The sequence below is a fragment of the Streptomyces sp. NPDC044921 genome, assembly GCF_056432865.1.
The window spans coordinates 17,047-41,546 of the sequence record NZ_JBWKIF010000035.1; the positions used below are offsets into that span (position 1 = coordinate 17,047).

General features: G+C 74.8%; 22 protein-coding genes. 7 read left to right on the forward strand and 15 right to left on the reverse strand.

Going from position 1 to position 24,500, the window contains the following annotated elements; genetic code table 11:
- The gene (locus AC07DA_RS34700) at positions 1 to 591 is read right to left on the reverse strand and encodes a TetR/AcrR family transcriptional regulator (RefSeq protein ID WP_479132221.1); all 591 of its coding nucleotides are present in this window, start codon (positions 589 to 591) and stop codon (positions 1 to 3) included.
- The gene (locus AC07DA_RS34705; RefSeq protein WP_479132222.1) at positions 588 to 2,105 is read right to left on the reverse strand and encodes a 3-hydroxyacyl-CoA dehydrogenase; all 1,518 of its coding nucleotides are present in this window, start codon (positions 2,103 to 2,105) and stop codon (positions 588 to 590) included. Before AC07DA_RS34705 ends, AC07DA_RS34700 begins: the two co-directional genes overlap by 4 nt.
- A gap of 160 nt (positions 2,106 to 2,265) precedes the next feature.
- Between AC07DA_RS34705 and paaN the strand changes: the two genes are divergently transcribed.
- A complete protein-coding gene (paaN, locus tag AC07DA_RS34710; protein WP_479132223.1) occupies positions 2,266 to 3,957 on the forward strand; it encodes a phenylacetic acid degradation protein PaaN in 1,692 nt (563 codons plus the stop codon).
- 15 nt (positions 3,958 to 3,972) lie between these two features.
- Here paaN and AC07DA_RS34715 read toward each other — a convergent pair whose 3' ends face one another.
- From AC07DA_RS34715 to AC07DA_RS34725, 3 genes are read right to left on the reverse strand one after another with little or no spacing between them, the layout of a single operon-like run.
- Positions 3,973 to 4,713: a TrmH family RNA methyltransferase gene (locus AC07DA_RS34715; protein ID WP_479132224.1), complete on the reverse strand. Its 741-nt coding sequence runs from the start codon at positions 4,711 to 4,713 to the stop codon at positions 3,973 to 3,975.
- The gene (locus tag AC07DA_RS34720; RefSeq protein ID WP_479132225.1) at positions 4,710 to 5,921 is read right to left on the reverse strand and encodes an HTTM domain-containing protein; all 1,212 of its coding nucleotides are present in this window, start codon (positions 5,919 to 5,921) and stop codon (positions 4,710 to 4,712) included. Before AC07DA_RS34720 ends, AC07DA_RS34715 begins: the two co-directional genes overlap by 4 nt.
- Positions 5,918 to 6,802: a DUF5819 family protein gene (locus AC07DA_RS34725; protein ID WP_479132226.1), complete on the reverse strand. Its 885-nt coding sequence runs from the start codon at positions 6,800 to 6,802 to the stop codon at positions 5,918 to 5,920. Before AC07DA_RS34725 ends, AC07DA_RS34720 begins: the two co-directional genes overlap by 4 nt.
- Before the next feature lie 672 nt (positions 6,803 to 7,474).
- Here AC07DA_RS34725 and AC07DA_RS34730 point away from each other — a divergent pair.
- Positions 7,475 to 8,608 (forward strand): acyl-CoA dehydrogenase family protein, encoded by a 1,134-nt coding sequence (locus AC07DA_RS34730; protein ID WP_479132227.1) that lies wholly within the window; start codon positions 7,475 to 7,477, stop codon positions 8,606 to 8,608.
- 107 nt (positions 8,609 to 8,715) lie between these two features.
- On the opposite strand, the gene AC07DA_RS34735 is transcribed toward AC07DA_RS34730, so the two are convergent.
- The 4 genes from AC07DA_RS34735 to AC07DA_RS34750 all read right to left on the reverse strand — a co-directional run bounded on the left by AC07DA_RS34735 (position 8,716) and on the right by AC07DA_RS34750 (position 12,428).
- Complete coding sequence (locus tag AC07DA_RS34735; protein ID WP_479132256.1) at positions 8,716 to 9,045, reverse strand: rhodanese-like domain-containing protein; 330 nt, start codon at positions 9,043 to 9,045, stop codon at positions 8,716 to 8,718.
- A 65-nt stretch (positions 9,046 to 9,110) separates the two neighbouring features.
- Positions 9,111 to 9,965, reverse strand: coding sequence for a hypothetical protein (locus AC07DA_RS34740; RefSeq protein ID WP_479132229.1), 855 nt, complete (start codon positions 9,963 to 9,965; stop codon positions 9,111 to 9,113).
- A 53-nt stretch (positions 9,966 to 10,018) separates the two neighbouring features.
- A complete protein-coding gene (locus tag AC07DA_RS34745) occupies positions 10,019 to 11,446 on the reverse strand; it encodes a DUF2252 domain-containing protein (RefSeq protein WP_479132230.1) in 1,428 nt (475 codons plus the stop codon).
- Between the two features lie 223 nt (positions 11,447 to 11,669).
- Positions 11,670 to 12,428, reverse strand: a complete 759-nt coding sequence (locus AC07DA_RS34750; RefSeq protein ID WP_479132231.1) for a ScbR family autoregulator-binding transcription factor — start codon at positions 12,426 to 12,428, stop codon at positions 11,670 to 11,672.
- Positions 12,429 to 12,587: 159 nt separating this feature from the next.
- Here AC07DA_RS34750 and AC07DA_RS34755 point away from each other — a divergent pair, with 159 nt between their 5' ends.
- Positions 12,588 to 13,586, forward strand: a complete 999-nt coding sequence (locus AC07DA_RS34755; protein WP_479132233.1) for a ScbA/BarX family gamma-butyrolactone biosynthesis protein — start codon at positions 12,588 to 12,590, stop codon at positions 13,584 to 13,586.
- Entirely contained in the window at positions 13,583 to 14,506 is a 924-nt protein-coding gene (locus AC07DA_RS34760; RefSeq protein WP_479132234.1) for an NAD-dependent epimerase/dehydratase family protein, read from the forward strand. The genes AC07DA_RS34755 and AC07DA_RS34760 overlap by 4 nt, the downstream gene beginning before the upstream one ends.
- On the opposite strand, the gene AC07DA_RS34765 is transcribed toward AC07DA_RS34760, so the two are convergent.
- The 4 genes from AC07DA_RS34765 to AC07DA_RS34780 all read right to left on the reverse strand — a co-directional run bounded on the left by AC07DA_RS34765 (position 14,451) and on the right by AC07DA_RS34780 (position 18,628).
- A complete protein-coding gene (locus tag AC07DA_RS34765; protein WP_479132235.1) occupies positions 14,451 to 15,779 on the reverse strand; it encodes a cytochrome P450 family protein in 1,329 nt (442 codons plus the stop codon). The two genes, AC07DA_RS34760 and AC07DA_RS34765, sit on opposite strands and share 56 nt — an antisense overlap.
- A gap of 133 nt (positions 15,780 to 15,912) precedes the next feature.
- Positions 15,913 to 16,608: a ScbR family autoregulator-binding transcription factor gene (locus AC07DA_RS34770; RefSeq protein ID WP_479132236.1), complete on the reverse strand. Its 696-nt coding sequence runs from the start codon at positions 16,606 to 16,608 to the stop codon at positions 15,913 to 15,915.
- A 99-nt stretch (positions 16,609 to 16,707) separates the two neighbouring features.
- Entirely contained in the window at positions 16,708 to 17,367 is a 660-nt protein-coding gene (locus tag AC07DA_RS34775) for a response regulator (protein WP_479132257.1), read from the reverse strand.
- Entirely contained in the window at positions 17,357 to 18,628 is a 1,272-nt protein-coding gene (locus tag AC07DA_RS34780; protein WP_479132237.1) for a sensor histidine kinase, read from the reverse strand. Before AC07DA_RS34780 ends, AC07DA_RS34775 begins: the two co-directional genes overlap by 11 nt.
- A gap of 224 nt (positions 18,629 to 18,852) precedes the next feature.
- Here AC07DA_RS34780 and AC07DA_RS34785 point away from each other — a divergent pair, with 224 nt between their 5' ends.
- The 3 genes from AC07DA_RS34785 to AC07DA_RS34795 all read left to right on the forward strand — a co-directional run bounded on the left by AC07DA_RS34785 (position 18,853) and on the right by AC07DA_RS34795 (position 22,414).
- Complete coding sequence (locus AC07DA_RS34785; RefSeq protein ID WP_479132238.1) at positions 18,853 to 19,578, forward strand: ABC transporter ATP-binding protein; 726 nt, start codon at positions 18,853 to 18,855, stop codon at positions 19,576 to 19,578.
- Entirely contained in the window at positions 19,572 to 21,752 is a 2,181-nt protein-coding gene (locus AC07DA_RS34790) for an FtsX-like permease family protein (RefSeq protein WP_479132239.1), read from the forward strand. Before AC07DA_RS34785 ends, AC07DA_RS34790 begins: the two co-directional genes overlap by 7 nt.
- A 137-nt stretch (positions 21,753 to 21,889) precedes the next feature.
- Positions 21,890 to 22,414, forward strand: coding sequence for a winged helix-turn-helix transcriptional regulator (locus AC07DA_RS34795; RefSeq protein WP_479132240.1), 525 nt, complete (start codon positions 21,890 to 21,892; stop codon positions 22,412 to 22,414).
- Between the two features lie 392 nt (positions 22,415 to 22,806).
- Here the strand turns inward: AC07DA_RS34795 and AC07DA_RS34800 are convergent, their stop codons facing one another.
- A complete protein-coding gene (locus AC07DA_RS34800) occupies positions 22,807 to 23,448 on the reverse strand; it encodes a TetR family transcriptional regulator (RefSeq protein ID WP_479132241.1) in 642 nt (213 codons plus the stop codon).
- Positions 23,449 to 23,524: 76 nt separating this feature from the next.
- Positions 23,525 to 24,481, reverse strand: a complete 957-nt coding sequence (locus AC07DA_RS34805; protein WP_479132242.1) for a DsbA family protein — start codon at positions 24,479 to 24,481, stop codon at positions 23,525 to 23,527.
- Positions 24,482 to 24,500: the final 19 nt, after the last annotated feature.

Sequence of the window (24,500 nt, forward strand, 5' to 3'; positions counted from 1 at the left end):
TCAGCCGCTCTTGCGGAGCCCGCCGAACGCCAGCTGCACCACCGCGTCGGCCACCTCGCGCTCGTTCATCCCGCGCCCGTCCGGCCGGTACCACTCGACGATCGAGTTGATCATCCCGAAGACCAGCCGGGTCACCAGCCGGACCTCCACGTCGCCGCGCACGTCCCCGTCGGCCGCCGCCGCCTTGAGCAGGTCGGCGACCCGGTGGTCGAAGTCGCGGCGCCGCTCCAGGGCCCAGCGCTCGGTGCCGGTGTTGCCGCGCACCCGCAGCAGCAGCGTCACGTAGGGCAGTTCGGCTATCAGGACCTCGACCATGCGCCGCACGACGTACTCCAGGCGCTCGGCGGCGCGCCCCACGCGCGCGGGCTCCTCGTCGAGGATGCCGAAGAGGCCGTCCAGGGCGCGGCTGACGGCCCGGCGCAGCAGCTCCTCCTTGCCGGTGACGTGGTGGTAGATCGAGGACTTGGAGATGCCGGCCGCCTTGGACAGGTGCTCCATGGAGGTGCCGTCGTAGCCGCGCTCGTTGAACACCCGGACGGCGACGGACAGCAGCGTGTCCGGGGTGTAGGTGTCGCGCCTGGCGGTGGTCATGAGGCGTTGCCCTCCCGCTGGTCGGAGGCGTGGGCGTGGCGGTACAGCGCGAGGGACGGCGCGTAGCGCCCCGAGGGGTCGCGCAGGTGCAGGTCGTCCAGGAGCGCGTAGGCCCAGGAGCGGCCGAGCCTGCGGCTCCACTCGAAGGGACCCAGAGGGTAGTTGACACCGAGGCGCATCGCGGTGTCGACGTCCTCCTCGGTGGCGACGCCCTTGGCGACCGCGTCGTGCGCGAGGTCGATGATCCGGGCGACCGTGCGGGCGACGATCATGCCGGGCACGTCGCCGATGACGGTGACCTTCTTGCCGAGCGCCTGGAAGAGGCCGACGGCCTCGGCGAGCGTCTGCGGTGCGGTGTCCTGGGAGGCGGACAGGGCGATCCGGGTCGCCTTGCGGTAGTCCAGGGCCAGGTCGAAGTAGACGACGTCCCGGAACTCCACGGAGGTCTGCCCGTCGGCGAGGGCGAGCTGGCCGCCGCTCGGCAGGACCAGCCGGGTGCCGTTGTCCTCGTCCTCCTCGCGGACCCGGACGCCCGCCTCGCGGATCAGCGCGAGCAGGTCGGCGGCGGGGCCCAGGTCCCCCTCGGCCACCACGTACGCGGGCGGCTGCCGCTGCTCGGCGGTGTCCGGCTCGGGCCGTTCGGCGCCGTCCCGGTGGTCGTACCAGCCCTGCCCCGTCTTGCGGCCCAGCCGGCCGGACTCGACCAGGCGGCGCTGGGCGAGGGACGGGGTGAAGCGCACGTCCTGGAAGAAGGACTCCCAGACCGACCGGGTGACGGACTCGTTGACGTCCTGGCCGATCAGGTCGGTCAGCTCGAAGGCGCCCATCCGGAAGCCGCCCGACTCGCGCAGCACGGCGTCGATGGTGGCCGGGTCGGCGCCCTGCGCCTCGTACACCGCGAAGGCCTCGGCGTAGAAGGGCCGGGCGATGCGGTTGACGATGAAGCCGGGGGTGTCCGCGCAGGCGACCGGCGTCTTGCCCCAGGCGCGGGCGGTCTCGTACGCGCGCGTGGCGTACGTGACGTCGGTGGCGAACCCGGAGACGACCTCGACCAGCGGCAGCAGCGGGGCCGGGTTGAAGAAGTGCAGGCCGACGAAGCGGCCGGGGACGCGCAGGGCGCCCCCGATGGCGGTGACGGACAGCGAGGAGGTGTTGGTGGCGAGCAGGCAGTCGTCGTCGACGACGGTCTCCAGCTCGCGGAACAGCTCCTGCTTGACGTCCAGCCGCTCCAGGACCGCCTCCACCACCAGGGAGCAGTCGGCGAGCTCGGCGAGGGTCCCGGCAGGCAGCAGCCGGGCCCGGGCGGCGTCCCGGTCGGCGGGGGTCAGCCGCTCCTTCTCGACGAGCCGGTCCAGGCGGGCCCCGATCGCGTCGGCCGCCTGCCGCGCCCGTCCCTCCAGGGCGTCGTACAGCCGTACGGAATGGCCCGCGACCAGCGCGACCTGGGCGATTCCCTGGCCCATGGTGCCGGTGCCGACGACGGCCACGGGGCTGCTGAGGTCCAGTGCTGTCATGGGCGCGATCCTCCCGCACGGGGTTTTCCACAGATGCGGCGGACCCCCTTGAACCGACCGATCGTTCGGTTACTCTAGCTCTGTCCGAGTGTTCCCGCCCAGGTTTCTGCCCAGGTCATGAACTCGACGAGGAGTTCTTGAGACGAGGAGTTGGTCACCCATGACCGCCGCACTCTCGGCGCACGAGCTGATCGCCCGGCACCGGTCCACCCTCGACCAGGCGCTGGAAGCGATCCGCACGCGCGCGTACTGGTCCCCGCACCCCGAGCACCCGAAGGCCTACGGGGAGCACGGCAGCCTGGACGCGGCGGCGGGCAAGGCCGCCTTCGACGCCCTGCTCGGCAGCCGCCTCGACCTCGGCCAGCCCGGGACGGACGACTGGGTGGGCGGCGAGACCTCCCCGTACGGCATCGACCTGGGCGTGACGTACCCGCACGCGGACCTCGACGTGCTGCTGCCCGCCATGAAGGCCGGTCAGCGGGCCTGGCGGGACGCGGGCGCCGAGCAGCGCGCGGTGGTCTGCCTGGAGATCCTCAAGCGCATCAGCGACCGCACGCACGAGTTCGCGCACGCGGTCATGCACACCTCCGGCCAGGCCTTCATGATGGCGTTCCAGGCGGGCGGCCCCCACGCCCAGGACCGGGGTCTGGAAGCGGTGGCGTACGCGTACGTGGAGCAGGTGCGCACGCCCGACAACGCCGAGTGGACCAAGCCCCAGGGCAAGCGCGACCCGCTGGCGATGACCAAGCAGTTCACGCCGGTCCCGCGCGGCATCGCCCTGGTGATCGGCTGCAACACCTTCCCGACGTGGAACGGCTACCCGGGCCTGTTCGCCTCCCTCGCCACCGGCAACGCGGTCCTGGTCAAGCCGCACCCGCGCGCGGTGCTCCCGCTCGCGCTCACCGTGCAGGTCGCCCGCGAGGTGCTCACCGAGGCGGGCTTCGACCCGAACCTGGTGGCGCTGGCCGCCGAGCGGCCCGGCGAGGGCATCGCCAAGACGCTCGCGCTGCGCCCCGAGATCCGGATCATCGACTACACGGGCTCGACCGAGTTCGGCGACTGGCTGGAGGCCAACGCCCGCCAGGCGCAGGTCTACACGGAGAAGGCCGGCGTCAACACGGTCGTCGTCCACTCCACGTCCGACTACAAGGGCATGCTGTCCAACCTGGCGTTCTCGCTGTCCCTGTACAGCGGCCAGATGTGCACCACCCCGCAGAACCTGCTGATCCCGCGCGAGGGCATCACCACGGACCAGGGCCCCAAGTCGTACGACGAGGTCGTCGCGGATCTCGCCCGGGCGGTCGACGGGCTGCTGGGCGACGACGCCCGGGCGAACGCGCTGCTCGGCGCGATCGTCAACCCGGACGTGAAGGCCCGGCTGGAGGCCGCGGCGGGACTGGGCGAGGTCGCCCTGGCCTCCCGCGAGATCACCAACCCGGACTTCCCCGGGGCGGTCGTGCGCACGCCGGTCATCGTGAAGCTGGACGGGGCCAAGCCGGACGCGGAGGCCGCGTACATGAGCGAGTGCTTCGGGCCGGTGTCCTTCACCGTCGCCGTCGACTCGGTCACGGACGCGGTGGAGCTGCTGGCCCGGACCATCCGCGAGAAGGGCGCGATGACGGTCGGCGCGTACACCACCGACCCCGAGGTCGAGCGGGCCGTGCAGGAGGTGTGCCTGGAGGAGGCGGCGCAGCTGTCGCTGAACCTGACCGGCGGGGTGTACGTGAACCAGACGGCCGCGTTCTCCGACTTCCACGGCTCGGGCGGCAACCCGGCGGCCAGCGCGGCGCTGTGCGACGGGGCGTTCGTCGCCAACCGCTTCCGGGTGGTCGAGGTGCGGCGGGAGGCCTAGGCGGACCCCGAGCCCCTACGCCCCGCCACAACTCCAGTGGTAGAGGGTCATCGCCACACTGGTCGCCAGGTTGTAGCTGCTGACCTGGGGGCGCATCGGCAGGGACAGCAGGTGGTCCGCACGCGCGCGCAGGTGCGCCGACAGGCCCGCGCGCTCCGAGCCGAACGCGAGGACGGCGTCGTCCGGGAGCTTGACGCCCCGGATGTCGTCGCCCTCCGGGTCGAGGGCGAACAGCGGGCCGGAGGGCAGTTCCGCCACGGTCAGGCGTTCCACCGCCGTCGCGAAGTGCAGGCCCGCCCCGCCGCGCACGACCGCCGGGTGCCAGGGGTCGACCGTCCCGGTCGTCACCACGCCCGTCGCTCCGAAACCGGCGGCCAGGCGGATCACCGCGCCCGCGTTACCGAGGTTGCGGGGGTCGTCGAGGACCACGACCGGAGCCGTGCGCGGCGTGTGGGCCAGCCGCGCCAGGTTGGACGCGCGCGGAGGCCGTACCGCCAGGGCGGCCACGGCCGTCGGGTGCGGGCGCGGCACGAGCGAGGTGTACGTCCCGTGCGGGACCTCGGTCAGCAGCGCGGCCAGGGCGTCCCGCACGTCCGGGGCCAGCTCGTCCGCCAGGGCGAGCGCGGCCGCCCGGTCGGCGGTGACCGCCACCGGCACCTCGGCGCCGAACCGCAGGGCGTGCTTGAGGGCGTGGAAGCCGTCGAGCAGGACGGTGGTCGCGGCGAGCCGGTGCCAGTCGGCGACGGGATCGGTCATGCCCCGAAGCCTACGTGCGTGACCTCGGGGCTCTCCCGGCCGCGCTGCCCGGGCAGCCGCGGGCGCTCGGGGCGGCGCAGCACGCGGTCCCGCGCGCGGGCCGTCCGGCCGCCCAGGCGGCGCAGGAACGCCGTCGACAGGAACACCGCGTCCGCCGCGATCATCGCGAGCGAGAAGAACGGCAGGCCGAGCACGACGGCGATCACGGCGTGCTCGGTGATCATGACGGCCAGCAGGACGTTCTTCACCCGCCGGTTGAACAGCGTGAACGGGAAGGCGACCTGGACCAGGACGGTCCCGTAGGTCATGAGCATCACGAGCGTGCCGCTGGCGGACAGCAGGTCCGCGAGGGCGGGCCAGGGCGAGAAGGACTCCAGGTGGAGCGGGTAGTAGACGGCGGTGCCGTCCTGCCAGCGGGAGCCCTGGATCTTGTACCAGCCCGCCGTCGCGTAGATCAGGCACGCCTCGGCCATGATCACGAGCAGCGCGCCGTTGTGCACGACGTTCGCGACGACGTCGAGCGCGATCCGCGGCTCGTCCGAGCGGGTGCGGCGGCCGACCAACCACCACAGGGCCTGCGCCGCCCACACGGTCCACAGCAGGGCCGGGATCAGCCAGTCGCCCTGCATCCGGCCCGCCAGGGTCACCGCGAGCAGCACGCACCCGAGCACCGCCCACAGGACCGGTCCGGTCCGGTCGGTGACCCGCTCGCCGCGGGCCCGGGCCGCGCGGTCCCGCGCGGCCCGCCGGGCGTCCAGTGACCACACCTGGGCGCAGCGCGTGAACACCAGGTAGATCGACATCAGGTGCAGTACGTTGTCGCCGCCGTCGCCCATGAAGACACTGCGGTTCTGCAGCGACAGCACGCCGGCCATGAACAGCACCGACATGGTGCGGGTGCGCCAGCCCAGCAGCAGCAGGGCGCTGGTGAGGACCGCCAGCGCGTAGACGGCCTCGAACCAGACGCGGCCGTCGAACCACATCAGGGCGGTGAAGGCGCCGTTCGTGCCGATCAGCTGCTCGGCGAGGTCCCGGCTCCAGGGGCCGTCGGGACCGTAGAGCTCCTGGCGGTGGGGGAACTCGCGGAGCAGGAACAGCAGCCAGGTGGCGCTGAAGCCGATGCGGACGACGGCGGTCTGGTGGGGGCCCAGGGCGGCCTCGGTGACGCGGGCGATACCCTGTGAGAGCGCCAGGGAGTAGCGGTTCACCGCACGCCTCCCAGGGCCTCGTCGCGCGGCACCTTCCACCACGGCAGCTCACGGTAGGAGGGCGTCGTGGAGACCTTCTCGCGGCTCCACTCCGGCGGGGGCACGTTACTGGTGCGCGAGCGCACCTGCACCCGTTCCAGGACACCGCCGCCCCCGGTCGTGGCCCGCACCGCGTCGTTGCGGTCCAGGCGCAGGACCGCTATCCGCCGCAGGTACGCCTCGGAGAGCGCGCCACGCATCCCCACCGGGCGGTTCCGGCTGTCGTGGGTGGCGACGAAGAAGTCCCAGGCGCGGCGCAGCTCGTTCTGCCGGGTGTGGCTGGGCAGCGGGTTGCCGTCGATCGCCCGGCCGTCCTCGGCGGACAGGTCGTACCAGCCGCTGGTCAGGGTCATGCCGTCCGTGCCGCGCACCGAGGCCCGGACCTGGACCGAGATGTTCTGCTGCAGCGGGTTGGGGGCGAACAGCTTCCAGTTCTGCTCGAACTCCGGGTAGATCCACTCGTCCACCGCCTCGCCGTGCTCCTTGGTGACGGTGTTCGCCGGCGCGACGTGCAGGAACGTCATCCCGAGGTGCACGCAGACCCCGGCCGCGACGACCGCGAGGGCGAGCGCGACGACGATCCGGTAGCGCAGCGAGAGCCCGGCGATCCCGGCACGGGGCTCGCCGGGCGGAGCGGATGCCGGAGCCGGAGCGGGCGCGGGGGTCGGACCGGGCGCCGGAGTCGGACCTGGCGCCGGGGGCGCGGTCGGACCTGGCGCCGGGGTCGGACCTGGCGCCGGAGTCGGACCGGATGCCGGGAGCGGACCGGGCGCGGGGGTCGGAGGGGGCGCCGGGGGCACGGTCGGACCTGGCCCCGGGGTCGGACCCGGCGCCGGGGTCAAACCGGATGCCGGGAGCGGTCCGGGCTCACCGGGCCGCGAGCCAGGCCCGTCGGGCCGCGAGCCGGACTCACCGGATCGCGAACCGGAACCACCGGCCCGCGAGCCGGGCTCGTTGGGCGGCGAGCCGGAACCACCGGCCCGCGGGGCGGGTTCACCGGACCGCGAGCCGGACTCGTCGGACCGCGAGCCGGAACCACCGGTCCGCGAGCCGGGCTCGTCGGGCCGGGCGGCACGGCCCGGTGGGGTCGGCGCGCCCGGGCCGTTCCGGGCGGTCGAGCCCTCGTCGTACTGGTCCATTCCGCCCCGTTCCACGATCCCGGTCCGTCGTTCCGTCCGCCCGGCCGCGAGGGCGTCGCACCGCACGCGCGCCACCGCGCGATCCCCGGCACCGGCACGGTACTCAGGCCGCCCACCCCCGCACAGCCCCTTCCGACCGGTGCGGGCCGTGGCCGTCGCCACACCCCGGAGGTCGCCGTACGGGCCCCCGCGCCTCCCCGGGTCCGCGGTCCCCTGGTCCACGGGGGACCCCCGCAGGTTATCCACAGGCGCCCGGGCCGGTCGTCCGCCGGAGTGACACCCTACGGCGCCCGCCCGTACGCCCATTCCCTTCTTCTAGAACCTGTTCTATCTTGACGCCCCGTCAGATAACGGACCGCCGGAAGGACAGGCACCGTGGACTTCACCTTCTCCGAGGAGCAGCAGGCGGCGGCCGAGGCGGCGAAGGGGGTGTTCGCCGGCGTCGCTCCCGACGCCGTGCCCAGCCCGGCCCTCACCCCGGGCGCCGTCGCCGAGACGTACGACCGTGAGCTGTGGGCCCGGCTCGCCCGCGCGGACCTGCTGGGCCTGCTGCTCGACGAGCGGCACGGCGGGTCGGGCCTGGACGCCGTCGCGCTCTGCCTGGTGCTGCGCGAGTCGGCGCGGGTGCTGGCCCGGGTGCCGCTGCTGGAGAGCAGCGCGGCCGCGGCCACCGTGCAGGCCCACGGCGGTGCGCGGACCAGGTCCGCCCTGCTCCCCGGGGTCGCCCGGGGCGAGACCGTGCTCACCGTCGCCGCGCACGGCCGCACCGGCCACGACCCGGCCGAGCAGGCCGTGACCGCCCGGCGGGACGGCGGGGCGTGGGTGCTGGACGGTGTGCAGACGGCGGTGCCGTGGGCCCACGACGCGGACGTCACGCTGGTCCCCGCGCGCACCGGGACCGGCCGGACCGTGCTGGCCCTGGTCCCCCGCGGGCACGAGGGCGTCGTCCTGGCCGAGCAGTTCTCCACCAGCGGCGAGCGGCTCGGCGAGCTGCGGCTGGAGTCGGCGCGGCTCGCCGACCGGGACGTGATCGGCGCCGACGGAGCGTGGGAGGGGCTGCGGGACCTGCTGGCCACGGGGACGTGCGCGCTGGCGCTCGGACTCGGGGAGCGGGTGCTGGGGATGACCGCGGAGTACACGGGCGCGCGGGAGCAGTTCGGGCACCCCCTCGCGACCTTCCAGGCCGTCGCCGTGCAGGCGGCCGACCGCTACATCGACCTGCGCGCGATGGAGGCCACGCTGTGGCAGGCGGCGTGGCGGATCGCCTCGGGAGCGCCGGGCGCGCTGCCCGCCACCGGTGACGTGGCCGTCGCCAAGATGTGGGCGGCGGAGGGCGTGCGCCGGGTCGTGCAGACCGCGCAGCACCTGCACGGCGGTTTCGGCGCCGACGTCGACTACCCGCTGCACCGCTACCACGCCTGGGCCAAGCACCTGGAACTGTCCCTCGGCCCGGCGTCCGCGCACGAGGAGACCCTGGGCGATCTGCTGGCGACGCATCCCCTGGCCTGACCGCCCCGGCGGCGTCCGCGGCCGCGCACGGGCCCAGGAGGCCGTGCGGGCCCCGGACGTCCTGCACGCCCTGGAGGTCCCAGAAGTCCTGGGGCCGGACTACCGGACTAGAGGACGAACCCGGGCTGTCCGTCGTCGGTCACGACGGGGCGGCCCGCCGCCTCCCACACCTGCATGCCGCCGTCGACGTTCACCGCGTCGACGCCCTGCTGCGCCAGGTACATCGTGACCTGGGCACTGCGGCCGCCGGAGCGGCAGATCACATGCACCCGGCCGTCCTGCGGGGCGGCCTCGGTCAGCTCGCCGTACCGGGCGACGAACTCGCTGAGGGGGATGTGCAGCGCCCCTTCGGCGTGACCCGCCTTCCACTCGTCGTCCTCCCGGACGTCCAGCAGGAAGTCGCCGTCCTTGAGGTCCGCGACCGCGACGGTGGGCACACCAGCTCCGAAACTCATACCTCCGACGCTACCCGAATTCGGCCCCCGGGCGGCCCGGGGGCCGATCAGCCCGTGCCGTCGCCGAGCAGCGCGGCCAGCTCCGTCTCGCGCTCACCGACCTGCGTGAGCAGCTGCTGCCCGATCTCGTCCAGGAGGCGGTCCGGGTCGTCCGGGGCCAGCTGGAGCATGTGGCCTATGGCGCTGTCCTCCAGCTCCCTGGCGAGCACGGCCAGCAGCTCCTTGCGCTGGGCGAGCCATTCGAGGCGGGCGTACAGCTCCTCGGCACGGCTCGGGCCCCGCTTCAGCTCGGGCCCCTTGGCCCACTCCTCGGCGAGCTCGCGCAGCTCCGCCTCGTCGCCACGGGCGTAGGCGGCGTTGACGCGGGTGATGAACTCCTCGCGCCGCTCACGCTCCTTCTCCTCCTGGGCGAGGTCCGGGTGGGCCTTGCGGGCGAGGTCGCGGTAGAGCTTGCGGGCCTCCTCGCTGGGGCGGACGCGCCGCGGGGGCCGGACCGCCTGGTCCGTCAGCATGGCCACGGCCTCGGGGAACAGGCCGCTGTCGTCCATCCAGCCGTGCAGCAGTTCCTCCACGCCGGGGATCGGCGCGAGCCGGGCGCGGGCCTCCTCCGCCCGGCGGCGGTCCTCGGGGTCGCCGCTGCGGGCGGCCCGGGCCTCCAGGATCCGGGCGTCCAGCTCCTCCAGCCGGGCGTAGAGCGGGCCGAGCTTCTGCTCGTGGAGCCGGGAGAAGTTCTCGACCTCCACCCGGAAGGTCTCCACCGCGATCTCGTACTCGATCAGCGCCTGCTCGGCGGCCCGCACGGCCCGCTCCAGCCGTGCCTCGGGCCGCGCCGCCTCGTCCTCGGGCGTCACCCGTTCCTCACCGGCGCCGCCACCACCCTGCTCAGCTTCCGGGGTCGTCACCCGACCAGCCTAGGCCACGGCCGGACCGGACCCGCGCCCCCGCCCGCCGCGCGTCACACGCCGGTCTCCGCCGCGACCTTCCCCGCGCGCACCGCCGCCACCAGATCCGCGTGGTCCGCCTCCGTGCGGTCGGCGTAGGCCACGGCGAAGGCCGCCATGGCCTCGTCCAGCTCCTCGTTCTTGCCGCAGTACCCGGCGATGAGCCGGGGGTCGGCGCTGTGGGCGTGGGCCCTGGCCAGCAGGGCGCCCGTCATGCGGCCGTAGTCGTCCAGCTGGTCGGCGGCCAGGGCGGCCGGGTCGACGCTGCCCTTGCGGTTGCGGAACTGGCGTACCTGGTAGGGGCGTCCGTCGACCGTCGTCCAGCCGAGCAGATTGTCGCTGACGACCTGCATGCGCTTCTGGCCGAGCACCACGCGGCGGCCCTCGTGGTCCGCCGCGGGCGGCTCGAAGCCGGCCGTCACCAGGTGCGGCACCAGCGCCGACGCCCGCGCCTCCTTCACCTGGAGCACGAGCGGCTCACCCCGGTGGTCCAGCAGGAGCACGACGTAGGACCGGGTGCCGACGCTGCCGGTGCCGACGACGCGGAACGCCACGTCGTGCACCGCGTACCGGGCGAGCAGGGGCAGGCGGTCCTCCGGCAGGGTGTCGACGTACGCCTCCAGGGACGCCGCCACCGCCGCCGCCTCCTCGTCCGGGACGCGTCGCAGCACCGGCGGGGCGTCGACGAAGCGGCGGCCGCCGTCCTCCGTGGCCTCGGTCGACTTGGCCGCGAAGCGCCCGCTGGTGTTGAGGCGGGCCTTCTCCGAGACCCGCTCCAGCGTGCCGAGCAGGTCGTGGGCGTCCGTGTGGGAGACGAGCTCCTCGTCCGCGATGGCGTTCCACGCGTCCAGGACCGGGAGCTTCGCCAGCAGCCGCATGGTGCGGCGGTAGGCGCCCGCCGTGTCGTGGGCCGCCGTGCGGCAGGTGTGCTCGTCCGCGCCCGCCTCCCGGCCGGCCAGCACCAGGGAGGTCACCAGGCGCTTGAGGTCCCATTCCCAGGGGCCGTGCACCGTCTCGTCGAAGTCGTTGAGGTCGATGACCAGGCCGCCGCGCGCGTCGCCGTACAGGCCGAAGTTGGCCGTGTGGGCGTCGCCGCAGATCTGGGCCCCGATCCGGGTCACGGGGGTGCGGGCCAGGTCGTACGCCATGAGGCCGGCCGCGCCGCGCAGGAAGGTGAACGGGGTGGCGGCCATGCGGCCCACCCGCAGAGGAGTGAGCTCGGGCAGCCGGCCGCGGCCCGACTCCTCGACCGCGCTCACCGCGTCGGGCCGGGAGGGGTCCGGGTCGAACGTGGCGTGCGCGCTGCGCGGGACGCGCTCGCGCAGCGCCTTGCCCTCGTCCCTGGGCGTGCCCGCGTCGGGCCACTCCGCGAATCCGCGCACCCGGGGCAGCCTGGGCGCCGTCCCGTCCCCGCCGCTCTTGCCTGCCGCTGTTCCGGTCATCCCGGCCGCCTCCCCCGTACGCGCACGAACATCAACTCGTGCCGACGGTACAACCGGCGGCCGGAACGCGTCAGACCCTGTGGACAACTCCGGAGCCGCGACCACCGCCAGAGGGCCGGCAACCGTCCCACAGCGGTGGACGACCCGCGCGCCCGCTCACACCGGCACCCTCCGGGACACCGATCACCGCACGCACCACCGCACCACCCGCGGGGAGCCCGGCCTACGCCCCCGAGGACGCCCGCTCCGGCACAGCCGCCCCCTCCTGCCCGGCCCCTCCCTGCCCTGCCGCTTCCTGCCCGGCCGCCTGCTCCCGCACCGGCACCCGCTCATGCTCCGGTCCCCGCTCCTCCGCCCGGCCCTGTGCCAGCACCCGCTCCGCGCGGTCCACCGAGATGTCCAGGCGGGCCAGCACCGCGGGGACGGCGATGCTCGGCAGGAAGTGCTCGAACATCACCACGACACGGCGCTCCAGGTCCTGCCGCTGGCAGCGCAGCTGGGACAGCAGCTGCACCCCGGAGAAGCTGCCGACCAGCAGCTCGGCCGTCTCGGCCACGTCGACGTGCGGCAGCAGTTCGCCCTGTGCCTTCGCCTCGCCCAGCCGCTGCACGTTCCGGTCGATCCACATCTGGAAGGCCGGTGTGCGGTCGAGGTCCATGGCGCCCTGGTCCAGGGCGAGCCCCACACTGGCGCGCACCAACGGCTCGAACCGCAGCCGGCGGGCCAGCACCAGCCCGGAGTCGACGAGCTCCTGGAGCTTGCAGGTCTGCGGCGGGAGCGTGATCGCGAGCTGTTCCTCGAACACCCCGATCGCCAGCTCCTCCTTGGAGCCGAAGTGGAAGTACAGCGCGCCCTTGGTGACGCCGGCCCGGTCCAGGATCTCCCCGATGGTCGCCGAGGTGTAGCCGCGTTCGTCGAAGACGGCCGCGGCCGCCTCCAGGATGGTCCGCCGGGTGCGGATCGCGCGCTCCTGTCGCGCCATCGGGTGCCTCCTGATCTGCGTCGATCCCTGTCAACTCGTTGTGCGCGGAGGGCTCGAGAGCCTGTCCCAGCGGCGTGGTTCACCCTTTGAAAAAAACCGGCTCGTCCGTATCTTAGTCAAACGTCGACCGCTGCCAGGCAGCCGATCCTGGGGGTTCTCATGCCGCGGACAGGACTTTCGAGCGCGCTCACGGACGATCAGACCGGACGAGAGGGCCGCCCGGCAAACGGAACCGCGGCGGTCGTCGAGAACGCGCCATACACGACCGTCACGAAGGAACTCGCCCACCGCACCACGGGAAGCGACGTCTTCCCCGCCCGGTGGAGGCGGATCTCCGACACCCGCTTCCGGTTCGTCGCGCACTGGCCGGCCGCCCACCGCTTCTTCGGCCCCGTGGACGGGATCCACCAGGACCCGATGGTCGTGGGCGAAACGTTGCGGCAGGCCTCGATGGTGCTCGCGCACGCCGAGTTCGGGGCCCCCGCCGACACCCACTTCGTCATGTGGGACCTCACGGTCCTCACCGAGCCCGCGGCGCTGCTGCTGGCGGACGCCGCCGAGCCGGTCGTCGTCGACGTCGTCTGCTCCGAGATACGCCGCCGTGGCCGGGGCCTGGCCGGCATGCGGACCACGATGGAGTTCCACCGGGCGGGCCGCTTCGTCGCGCGCGGCACCGGCAGCACCGGCTGCACCTCGCCGCGGGCCTACCGGCGCCTGCGGGGGCGGCAGTTGGCCGCCGTGGACACGCCCGTGCCGCTGCTGCCCGGCATCGCCCCGGAGCTCGCCGGCCGGGCCCGCGCCGAGGACGTCGTCCTCGCCCCCGGCGACCGGCCCGGAGTCTGGCACCTGCGCGTGGACACCGGCCATCCCGTCCTCTTCCCCCGCCCCAACGACCACGTGCCCGGCATGGTCCTGTTCGAGGCGGCCCGGCAGGCCGCGACCGCCGCGACCGGCCTGCGCCCCTTCCTGCCGCGCGTGCTGACGGCCTCCTTCGCCCGGTACGCCGAACTGCACAGCCCCTGCCGCCTGGAGACCGAGGTGCTCGACGAGAACCCGGCGGAGGTGACCGTCCGGGTGGCCGGGCGGCAGGACGGCGAACCGGTCTTCACCGCCGACCTCACCTGCGCCCGGCCCGGGCCGGTACGGTCCCTGCCGTGACGGTCACCTTCCTGGTCACGGGCGGAAGCGGTTTCGTCGGCAGCCGGGTGGCGGCCGCGGCCCGCGAACGTCCCGGCGTGCGCGTACGGCTGCTGTCCCGGCGGGACCCGCACGGGGCCGGCACCGTGCGCGGCGACCTGTGCGACCCGCCTTCCCTGCGCGGCGCCTGCTCCGGCGTCGACGTCCTGGTGCACTGCGCCTCGCGGATCAGCGGCGACTCCGCCACCGTCGAGGCCGTCAACGACCACGGCACCCGGGCCCTGGTCGAGGAGGCCGTGCGCGCCGGAGTGGGCCGGATCGTGTACGTGAGCACGGCCGCCGTCCACGGCCGGGGCCCCTTCCGCGGCGTACGCCCCGGGGAGGTCCCCGTCGCGCCCGCGTCGGCCACCAGCCGCACCCGGGCCGCCGCCGAACGGCACGTCCTGGACGCGGGCGGCCTGGTGCTGCGGCCGCACCTCGTCCACGGCGAGGGCGACCGCTGGGTCGTCCCCGGACTCGCCTGGCTGCTGGCCGAGTTGGGGGCGACGCCGACCGGCTGCACGGCGCTGCACTCGATGATCGACGTCACCACCCTGGGCCGCGCGGTCGCGGCCGCGGCGCTGTCCCCGGCGCACGGCGGCGGCGCCCACTACGTCGGCCACCCCGAGCCGGTGCCGGTCCCCGAACTGCTGGGCGCCGTGCGCGAGCACCTGGGCGTGGCCGGCGGCGGTGCGGCGGTGGACGTCGCCACCGCCCTGGACAGGGCCGCCGGTTCACCGCTCGCCCGCCACCACCTCGGCATGCTCACGGTCGACCACTGGTTCGTGGACGACGCGTTCTGGAAGGACCTCGACTGCTCGCCCGGGGACGGCTTCGCGGCCGCGTTCACGCGCGCGGCACCCTGGTACCGCTCGTTCCTCGCGGGCCGGACGGCTTCCTGACCGCCGCCTCCTCCTCCGGGCGCGGGCCGTCGTGGCGTCCGTGCAGCAGCACCGGCAACTCCTCGTGGCCCGTGGAGATGATGGAGCGCAGCCGCCTGGGCGGGCGCGCCGGATCGGCCAGGGCCAGCCGCGGGAACCGTTCGAACAGGGACGTCAGCGCCACCGTCGCCTCGGCCATCGCCAGGGGCCGGCCCAGGCAGTGGTGCACGCCGTGCCCGAAGGACACGTGGTCGCGGCTGGTCGCGCGCGTGACGTCGAACCGGTCGGCGTCGGGCCCGTGCCGCTCGGGGTCGCGCCCCGCACCGGCGAAGGAGACGACGACCGGGTCGCCCTTGGGGATGGTGAGACCCGGCTCGATCTCGATGTCCTCCACGGCGTAGCGCAGGCCCGACATGGCGCCCGGCGCCTCGTGGCGCAGCGACTCCTCCAGGGCGTCCTCCCAGGTCACCCGGCCGGAGCGGACGAGGTCCAGTTGCTCGGGGTGGGCGAGCAGGCTGTGCACGGTGTTGTCGATGAGGTTGACGGTGGTCTCGAAGCCCGCGGTGAGCAGCAGGATGAGGTTGTCCATCAACTCCTGTTCGCTCAGGCTGCCTTCGTCGCGGGCGGCGATGAGGGCCGTCGTGAGGTCGTCGGCCGGGTGGGCGCGCTTGTGCCGCAGGAACGCGGTCAGCGTGGCGTAGAGGTCGACCGCGTTGGCCTGGGCGTCCTCCAGGGAGATCGCGGTGTCGAAGAAGCGGCTGATGATGCGGTAGAGGGCCCGGCGCGGACCGTCCTCGCCGTGCGGTACGCCGAACAGCTCGCACACCACCTCGTGCGGCACCGGAGCCGCGAACGCCGCCCGCAGGTCGACGACCTGGCCCTCCGGGAGCCGCTCCAGGCCGTCCAGGGCCCGGTCGACGATCTCCTGGACGCGCGGCAGCAGCGCGTCGACGCGGCGTTTGGTGAAGGCGGCGGCCATCGGCTTGCGCAGCCGGCTGTGGTCGGCGCCGTAGGCGGTGACCATGTTGCGCACGGAGACCCAGATGGCCAGCGGCCAGGTGCGGGAGACGTCCCCGTTGATCCAGGCCGGCCAGTGCTGATAGGCGTCCTTGCTGGTCTCGGGTCCGGCCAGGAGCCGCTTGTTCAGCTCCAGGCCGTTGATCCACCACGCCCGTACGCCACCCGGCAGTTCCACCTCCACGGCCGGGCCCTGGGCGCGGATCCGGGCTATCTCGTCGTAGAGGTTCCGGCCGGACGGGTCGATCGTCAGGAAGGGGCAGGCCTGTGGTGCCATGACTCATCGCTCCTTGGTCCCGGGGCTGGGAGACCATCGTGCGATCCGGACGCCGGAAAAACTTGGCAACCGGTTTGTTTTGGTCACCGTTCTCCCCGGCGTGCCCGCCGGGGAAGGGCTGCCGGGGAGACCGCTACCGCAGGGCGAGCGGCGCCGCGGCCGGCTCCCGGCGTGCCGCGCCCGGGACCGGGTCCGCCTCCGGGGCCCGCTGGTCCGGCTCGCGTCCCGCCGCGTCCAGGACGCCCGCGAGGTGCGGTGCGGCCACGCAGGGCAGCAGCAGGTGCCACAGGTCGGTGAGGGAGGGCCGGGCGAGCCAGCCGTGGTCGTCCCGGGCCAGCACCTCGATGCCGGTCGTCGCCGCGAGGAGGACGGCGGCGGTGCGGTGGGGCGGTGTCCCGGCGGCGAGTTCGCCCCCGCGCTCCGCCTCGTCGAGCAGGCCGTGCACGCACGCCCGCCACTCCCGGCGCAGGTCACGCGTCCGCGCGCCGCCCGCCTCGGCGTTGAGCCGTAACCCCGCCCGGACCACGACGTCGGCGCGGAGCAGCCGGGCGACCCGGTGCGTGACGTCCACGAGGCGCTGCAGGGCGCACCCGTCGCCGCCCCGTCCCGCGAGCGCCGCCCGGCGCAGGGCACGGGCGGCCGCCTGCTCGACGGCGTCGGCCACGGCGGCCTTGTTGGCGAAGTGGAAGTGCAGCGCGCCGGAGCTGACGCCGGCGCCCGCGCTGATCTCCGCCAGGCTGGCCCGGTCGTACCCGCGGGCCTCGAACTGCTCGGCCGCCGAACGGATCAGCGCACGACGGGTCCGGACGGCCCGGTCCTGTTTGGTCACCCGTGGCTCCCCTGCAGGGCTCTGAATGGCGACGCAATGAAACCAAGTCGCCGGTTTTTCCACAACGCGCGGCCAGTCGGGTGCCCTCGGGGGCAGCTCCTACGCGCGCAGGTACGCCAGCACCGCCAGCACCCTGCGGTGGGTGTCCTCGGCCGGGGGCAGGTCCAGCTTGGTGAGGATGCCGGAGACGTGCTTTCCGACGGCCGCCTCGGAGACGACCAGGCGGCGGGCGATCGCGCCGTTGGACCGGCCCTCGGCGATCAGCGCCAGCACCTCCCGTTCGCGCGAGGTGAGCCGCTCCAGCGGGTCGCGGCGGCGGCGCAGCAACTGCCGTACCACCTCGGGGTCGACGACCGTGCCGCCGCCGGCCACCGCGCCGAGCGCCGTGACGAACTCCTCGACCTGGCCGATCCGGTCCTTCAGCAGGTAGCCGACGCCCGTGCCGTCCCCCGTGTCGAGCAGCTCGGCGGCGTACCGGCGCTGCACGTACTGGCTGAGGACCAGCACGGGCAGCGTGGGCCGTTCCCGGCGCAGCCGCACGGCCGCGTGCAGGCCCTCGTCCTGGAAGCCCGGCGGCATCCGCACGTCCGTGACGACCACGTCCGGGTCGTGCTCCCCGACGGCGGCGACCAGGGCCCCGGCGTCGCCCACCGCGGCGGCGACCTCGTGCCCGAACCGGCCGAGCAGCCCGACGAGCCCGTCCCGCAGCAGCACGCCGTCCTCGGCCAGGACGACCCGCAGCGGGCGGTCAACGCGCAGGGTCACAGGGGATCTCCACACACAGCACGGTCGGTCCGCCGGGCGGGCTGGACAGGAAGAGTCTGCCATCGAGCACCGCCACCCGGTCGGCGAGACCGGTCAGCCCGCTGCCCGGGCCGGCCCGCGCGCCGCCGCGTCCGTCGTCGCGGATCCGCAGCGACAGCCGGCCGTCGCGGTGCCCGCCGCCGACCTCCGCCCGGCTCGCCCCGCTGTGCCGGGCCACGTTGGCGAGCGCCTCGCACACCACGAAGTAGGCGGCGGCCTCGACGGCCGGGGAGAAGCGCCCGGGCAGCTCCAGGTCGACGTCCACGGGCACCGCCGAGCGCTCGGCGGCGTCGAAGACGGCGGCTTCGAGACCGTAGTCGGCGAGCACCTTGGGGTGGATGCCGTGGATGAGTTCGCGCAGCTCCGCGAGGGCCGCGCCGGCCTGCTCGTGCGCCGCGGCCAGCTGGTCGGCGAGGGGGCCGGGCGGGGCGTCGAGACGGGCCAGGCCCAGCGTCATCGTCAGGGCGACGAGCCGTTGCTGGGCGCCGTCGTGCAGATCGCGTTCGATGCGCCGCCGCTCCGTCTCGAAGGCGTCCACCAACCGCGCCCGGGAGCGGGCCAGTTCGACGACCCGCGCCCCCAGGCCCGCCTCCCGCGGCGCGACCAGCAGCCGGGCCAGACCGGCCCGGGCCCCGGCCGCCACGCCCAGCAGATAGCCGCCGAGGGCCAGCAGGAGCAGCCCGAGGACCGCCCAGCCGAAGGCCGCCGGCCAGCCGGTGACCAGCCACAGCTTGAGCACCTTCGCCTCGCCGGAGACGAGCAGCAGCAGCGGCGTCAGGGCCACGGACAGCGGCGCCAGCAGCCCGACGGTGAGCAGCAAGGCGTCCACCGGCCACAGCAGGCCCGCGAACAGCAGCGCGTGGCCGAGCTCGCGCCAGGTGGCCCGCTCCCGCAGCCGTGTCGCCAGCCACGCCCGCAACCCCGGCGCGCCGGGCGGCTCGTGCGGGTCGGGCGCCGGCTCGGCATCGACCAGCTTCAGCCGCAGCCGTTCCACCGCCGCCACGGGCAGGCCCGCCAGGACCGTGGCGAGCAGCAGCGGGATCCCCACCAGCGCGAGCGCCAGCACGCCGCCGGTCACCGCCGACAGCGCGATCCCCACGAGGACGACGGCCCCGGTGAGCGCGCCGGTGAGCAGGTAACCGGCCGCCCGCCAGGGCCACGCCGACAGCGGGTAGCCGGGGCGGGCCAGGGCCTGCCACACGTTCGAAGGCTGCATGGGGATCACCGTAGGAGCCCGGCCCGGACCCGGCCATGGGCGTGGTCGGAGGTCCGGGGGTAGGCCTGGCCCTACCCCGGTTGTGGGTCCCGCCGCACTGCGCCGGACCGCTCCCGCCCGGTTTCGTGGAGGCGACACCGACACGGGGTGACAGCCGCACCGGCGGGTGCCACCGGCACGAGGGGGCACCGCACCGGCGGGTGCCACCGGCACGAGGGGGACCCATGACGCACGACGCCGTCCGGCTCGACTCGGTCACCAGGGCGTACGGGGCGGTGACCGCCCTCGACCGGGTGTCGCTGGCGCTGCCCGCCGGGAGTTTCACCGCCGTCATGGGCCCGTCCGGCTCCGGCAAGTCGACCCTGCTGCAGTGCGCGGCGGGCCTGGACCGGCCGGACTCCGGCTCGGTCACCGTGGACGGCACCGAACTCACGGGACTGAGCGAGCGGCGGCTGACGCTGCTGCGCCGCGAGCGGATCGGGTTCGTCTTCCAGGCGTTCAACCTGCTGCCCGCCCTGACCGCCGAGCAGAACGTGGCCCTGCCCCTGCGCCTGGCGGGCCGCCGCGTCGCCAAGGCCCGGGTCCGCGAGGCGCTGGAGCAGGTCGGACTCGCCGGCCGGGCGCGGCACAGACCCGGGGAGCTCTCCGGCGGCCAGCAGCAACGCGTCGCCCTGGCGCGGGCGTTGGTGACCCGCCCGGCGGTGCTGTTCGGCGACGAGCCGACGGGCGCGCTGGACACCCGCACCGGCCACGAGGTGCTTGGGCTGCTGCGCGGCATGGTCGACCGGACGGGCCGGACGGTCGTCATGGTCACGCACGACCCGGTGGCCGCCGCCTGCGCCGACCGCGTGCTCTTCCTCGCCGACGGCCGGGTCGGCGGGGAGCTGACCGGCGCCGACGCCGCCACCGTCGCCGCGCGCATGATCCGCCTGGAGGCCGTCCCGTGCTGAGCGTCGCCCTGCGCGGCCTGCGCACCCGCCGCACCGCCTTCACGGGCGGCTTCGTCGCGCTCGCCCTGGGCGTGGCCCTGCTCACCGTCATGGGCCTGGCCCTGGCCTCCTCGGCGTCCGCCCCGGAGCGCGGGCCCGGGCGGTTCGCCGCCGCACCGGTCGTCGTGACGAGCCAGGACACCCTGCGCGTGCCGACCCCGGCCGGCGAGCGCACGGCCCGGCTCGCCCACCCGCGCCCGATCCCCGCCGCGACCGTCGCCCGGCTGCGGCAGCTGGGGCCCGTGGTGACGGACCGCCCCGCCGGCGGCGTCCACCGGCTGGGAATTGAGGCGGCCCCGGCGGCCGTGCGGGAGGCGGTGGGCGGTGACGTCCGGGTCCTCACCGGGGCCGCCCGCCGGCTCGCGGACCCCGGGCGGGAGCGGGACCGCGAGGAACTCACCGCCCTGCACGCCCTGTTCGGCACCGCGGGCGGGGTCGCCGCCTTCGTGTCGGTCTTCGTCGTGGCGTCGACCTTCGCCTTCGCGGTGGACCGGCGGCGCCGGGAGTTCGCGCTGCTGCGCACGGCCGGGGCCACCCCCGGCCAGATCCGGCGGACCGTCCTGGCCGAGGCCCTGGCCGTCGGCGCCCTCGCCTCCGCCACCGGCTGCGCCCTGGGCTCCTGCGCCGCGCCGCTGTTGGCCGCCCGGCTGGTCCAACAGGACCTGGCACCGGACTGGTTCACCGTCGGGCAGCACGTCTGGCCGTACCACGCGGCGTTCTGGACGGGTCTGCTCGTCGCGCTGTGCGGGGCGGCGGCGGCCGCCTGGCGGGCGGGGCGCACGGCCCCCGCCGAGGCCCTGCGCACGGCCTCGGCGGACCGCGGCGGGATCCCCCGGGGCCGTCTGCTCTGCGGTACGGCCCTGCTGCTCACCGCCGCCGTCACCCTCGTCCTGTCCCTGACCGGCGACCCGGGCGACCTGCTCCACCGCAAGACCTACGTCAGCCGCCCCATGCTGCTGATCACGGCGGCCGCGCTGCTGTCCCCGCCGCTGGTGCGCCCCCTGGTGGGGCTGCTCACCCGGCTGCCCGGCGTCTGCGCCCTGCTGGTGCGCGAGAACACCGCCGCCGGGGCCCGCCGTACCGCCGCGCTCGCGGCTCCCGTCCTGGTCACGGTCGCCCTCGCCGGGTCCCTCCTCGGCACAACCGCGACCCTGGACCGGGCCGAGGCGGCCGAGGCGCGGGAACGCACCACCGCCGCGTTCGTCGTGACACCGGCGGACGGCACCGGCTTCGACGCGGCGACCCTGCGAAGGCTGCGGGCGGTGCCGGGCACCGTGGTGTCGCCCTCCTCCTCCACGGCCGTGCACGTCCTGGAGGACGGTGCGGCCCTGGTCCGCTCCGAGGCCCGGGCCGCGGACACCGCCGCCCTGGCCGCCACCGCGCGCCTGCCCCTCGCCGCGGGCCGGCCGGCCGACCTCGACGACGACTCGATCGTCGTCAACGAGGAGTGGCGGCGGCACCGGGTGGGCGAACGGGTCCGGGTCTGGCTCGGCGACGGAACCCGGCGGACCCTGCGGATCGCCGCGGTCATGACCACCGGCACGGGCGGCAACGGCGCGTACGTCACCCCGCGCAACGCCCCGGGCGCCCCGGTCGACCGGGTCGACGTGGCCCTGACCCCGGGCGCGGACCCGCGGGCCGTCGCCGACGCCCTGCGCGCCTCGGCCGGCACCGGCCGGGTCCTCACCCGGGACGCCTGGCTGCGCGCCTCGCACCCCGGCACCGACCGCACCACCCGCCTCGGACTCCTGCTGGTCCTCGGCATCGCGCTGCTGTACACCGGCATCTCCGTGGCCAACACGACGGCCATGGGACAGTCCGACCGTGTGCGGGACCTGGCCGTACTGCGGCTGGCCGGGGCCACGCGGTGGCAGCTGCTGCGGCTGACCGGGGCCGAGGCGCTGACGGTCGCGGCGGCGGGCGCCCTGCTCGGCCTGCTGGTCGCCGGCGTCAACCTGGCGGGGGTGGTGGCCGCCCTCGCCCTGCAGTCGGCTCCGCCCGCTCCCGCCCTCCCGTGGCGGGCCGTGGGCACGACGGCCGCCGCCTGCGCGCTGCTCGCCGTGGTCTCCGCGGTCGTCCCCGCGGCCGTCTCCCTGCGCCGCCGGGCGGTGGACCGGGCGGGGACACACGAGTGACCCGGCCGGGCCCCGGCCGAGTGAATGCCCTGGTCAATGCCCTGATCAATGCCCTGTCGATCCCTTGGCCGCCCCCGCGGCCTCCCGGTCGGTCTCATCATGAGACCGACCGGAAGCACCGCCCTACAGCGGATGCCATGCGGCGCACCTCGTTCGGCGACCGGCCCTGCTCGATCGCCCGCGCCGCCGGCCTCCTGGGCGACGCGTGGACCCTGCTGGTGCTGCGCGAACTCTTCTACGGCGAGTCCCGTTTCGACGGTTTCACCCCCACCCTGGGCATCGCCCGCAACACCCTCACCGACCGGCTGCGCCGCCTGGAGGCCGAGGGCCTGGTCGAACGGCGGGCGTACCAGAGCGAGCTGGTCCGGCACGCGTACCTGCTGACGGACAAGGGCCGCGACTTCTTCGGCGTGCTCACCGCGCTCAGCGCCTGGGGCGACCGCTGGCCGGCCGGCGACGCGGGCGCCCCGGTCGTCCTGCGCCACACGCCCTGCGGCCACGACACCGAGGCCCGGGTCGTCTGCTCCCACTGCGGCGAGCCCCTGGGCCAGCGGGACGTGACCGCGCGCCCCGGCTACCCGGACCACCTCCTCGGCGGCCCCGTCGTACGGGCCCGCTTCGGCACCGGACGGCCCCTGGGCGACACCCCGGAACCGGCCTGACGAGGCGGCGTCCCGCCGCCCGTGAGCTATCTCACGGACCGGGACGGCGCACGCCCGCCGCGAGCTGTGCGATGCCTCACAAGGGCCAGGGAAAAGAACGCGGCCCCCGCGGTGACTTCCGTCACCGCGGGGGCCGCATCGCTGTCTGGGGGCACCGACGGAATACGCTGGCCAGGGCCTATCACGTCACAGTGGAGATCGTTTCCCACGCTGCACCCGCGGCTTTCCCGCACCCCTGGTCAGCGGCACGCTCGGGAGTTCTCACAGCGGTGAGTGCCGGCCTTCGGACTCACCGCAGCGCGGCGCCCGGGCCGGACGGTTCTTCTGCGGGCCAGCCCCGGTCGGCAACCAGCACATTGCCGGGATCCTGGGCGAGTGCCGCTCGGCCGCCGTCAGGGCGGGGCGGGTGGTTTGAGGGAGGGCGGGGAAGCGGACACCAAGCCGCGACGGGCGAGGGCCCACAGGCGGAGGTGCTGAGCCAGGGACTCGTGGCCGTCCTTCTGATCACCTGAGTCCTCGAGGGGTGCGCAGTGATCTCGTGTGTGGAGAGCGACCGCGCGGATGAACAGGACCGCCAGTGCCGAGACGTCCTCCGGACGCGCGCCGGGGGGCAGCTCGCCGGCCCGGGAGGCGTCCTCGGCGAGTCGCCGCACGAGCGGATGCCAGACGCCGGACCAGCGCTTCAGACCGGTCGACTGGTCCAGTTCCAGGCGGGCGGCCGCGCGCACCACCACGTTCTTGTGGAGCATGCACGTGATACCCGTGACCACCCCGGAGAGCTGGTCGAGCGGCGTCCGCGCAGCTGACAGTGCCTCACCGACCGATGCCTGGACCGCTCCCAGCGCGCTGTCCACCACCGCGTCCGCCAGATCGGCCTTGGAGCGGAAGTGAAAGGTCAGCGCCCCGTTCGACAGCCCGGCAGCATGCGAGACCCGCCCCAGCGAAACCCCCGCGTAACCGTCGCGCTCGAACTCCTCGGCAGCCGCCTCGATGAGGGCGGCACGAGTCAGTGCCGCCCGGTCCTGCTTGGTCACCTGTCGGCTCTCTCGTTCTTTCCCCTGGACCGCAGGGACCTGACGGGACGCCAGATCCCAGGCTGCTCGGACGGTTTCAGTCGCTCGCCGCCACGGCGAGACGGAGGTGCGGCCGGGCCTGGACCTCCAGCCCCAGCCGCTGGAGCGTTCGCCCGTACAGCAGGCGCACGTAGGAGTCGTCCGGCCGCTGCTCCACGAGCGGTTCCAGCATCGTTCGCGCGCGATTCAGCTGGGCGGAGCCGAAGTAGGCGCGGGCCGCGAGGATCCGCACGCCGGGGTCGTCGGCGAAGTCCGCCAGCAGCGGCCGCAGCAGGGTGACCGCGCCGAGCGGGTCCCGCTCCTCCATCAGCGACTCCGCCCAGCGCATACGGCTCACCTCGGCCGGTACGTCGGGCTGCGGGCCGATTCCGGCCAGGAAGTCCCCGATCGCCTCGGACGACTGCGCGCCAGCGAGCGCCTGGTTGCCCACGACGAAGGAGGGTGACGTGCGCACCTTGCGCGCCTTGCCCTGCAACAGCAGTTCGCGGACGAGCAGTTCACCGGCGTCCGTCTCCAGCAGGTCCGGCCCCTCGCGGAACCCGGCCCGCAGGGCGACGGCACACAGGACCGCCCGGTCGCTGATGTCCAGCCCCTCGATGAAGTAGGCGTGCATCAGGCCTTCGGCCACCGTGTCCTGCACCCCCGGACCGGCGTGCTCGTGTGCCAGCGCGAGGAGCCGGTGGGCGTCGTGGCTGCTGGCGCGCCAACTGGCACCCTGCCAGGGGCCGAGCCCCTCGGCGGCCGCGAGCTGCGAGATCCGCACCCGGTTCTCGGCCGGGCTGAGGCCGGGCGCGCAGGCGCGCAGCGCCTCGTCCATGAGCGGGTCGCGCATGGCCTCGTCCATCGGGACAGCCATGGAGGGGGCGCTCGGGTCTATGCGGAACGGCCGCCAGACCACCTCGACGTCGTCGCGATCCGCGATCGCGCGCTCCAGGCGGCGCTTGCCGATGTACGCCCACGCGCAGACGACGTCTGCCCAGATCTCGATTCGCATGGCCTCAACGATAGGCGAC

Excerpts from the sequence above, each read along its gene's own strand:
- paaN (WP_479132223.1), top strand. The coding sequence starts at position 2,266 with ATGACCGCCGCACTCTCGGCGCACGAGCTGATCGCCCGGCACCGGTCC.
- AC07DA_RS34705 (WP_479132222.1), bottom strand. The coding sequence starts at position 2,105 with ATGACAGCACTGGACCTCAGCAGCCCCGTGGCCGTCGTCGGCACCGGC.
- AC07DA_RS34805 (WP_479132242.1), bottom strand. The coding sequence starts at position 24,481 with ATGCGAATCGAGATCTGGGCAGACGTCGTCTGCGCGTGGGCGTACATC.
- AC07DA_RS34700 (WP_479132221.1), bottom strand. The coding sequence starts at position 591 with ATGACCACCGCCAGGCGCGACACCTACACCCCGGACACGCTGCTGTCC.
- AC07DA_RS34745 (WP_479132230.1), bottom strand. The coding sequence starts at position 11,446 with ATGACCGGAACAGCGGCAGGCAAGAGCGGCGGGGACGGGACGGCGCCC.
- AC07DA_RS34755 (WP_479132233.1), top strand. The coding sequence starts at position 12,588 with ATGCCGCGGACAGGACTTTCGAGCGCGCTCACGGACGATCAGACCGGA.
- AC07DA_RS34765 (WP_479132235.1), bottom strand. The coding sequence starts at position 15,779 with ATGGCACCACAGGCCTGCCCCTTCCTGACGATCGACCCGTCCGGCCGG.
- AC07DA_RS34785 (WP_479132238.1), top strand. The coding sequence starts at position 18,853 with ATGACGCACGACGCCGTCCGGCTCGACTCGGTCACCAGGGCGTACGGG.
- AC07DA_RS34715 (WP_479132224.1), bottom strand. The coding sequence starts at position 4,713 with ATGACCGATCCCGTCGCCGACTGGCACCGGCTCGCCGCGACCACCGTC.
- AC07DA_RS34750 (WP_479132231.1), bottom strand. The coding sequence starts at position 12,428 with ATGGCGCGACAGGAGCGCGCGATCCGCACCCGGCGGACCATCCTGGAG.
- AC07DA_RS34780 (WP_479132237.1), bottom strand. The coding sequence starts at position 18,628 with ATGCAGCCTTCGAACGTGTGGCAGGCCCTGGCCCGCCCCGGCTACCCG.
- AC07DA_RS34795 (WP_479132240.1), top strand. The coding sequence starts at position 21,890 with ATGCGGCGCACCTCGTTCGGCGACCGGCCCTGCTCGATCGCCCGCGCC.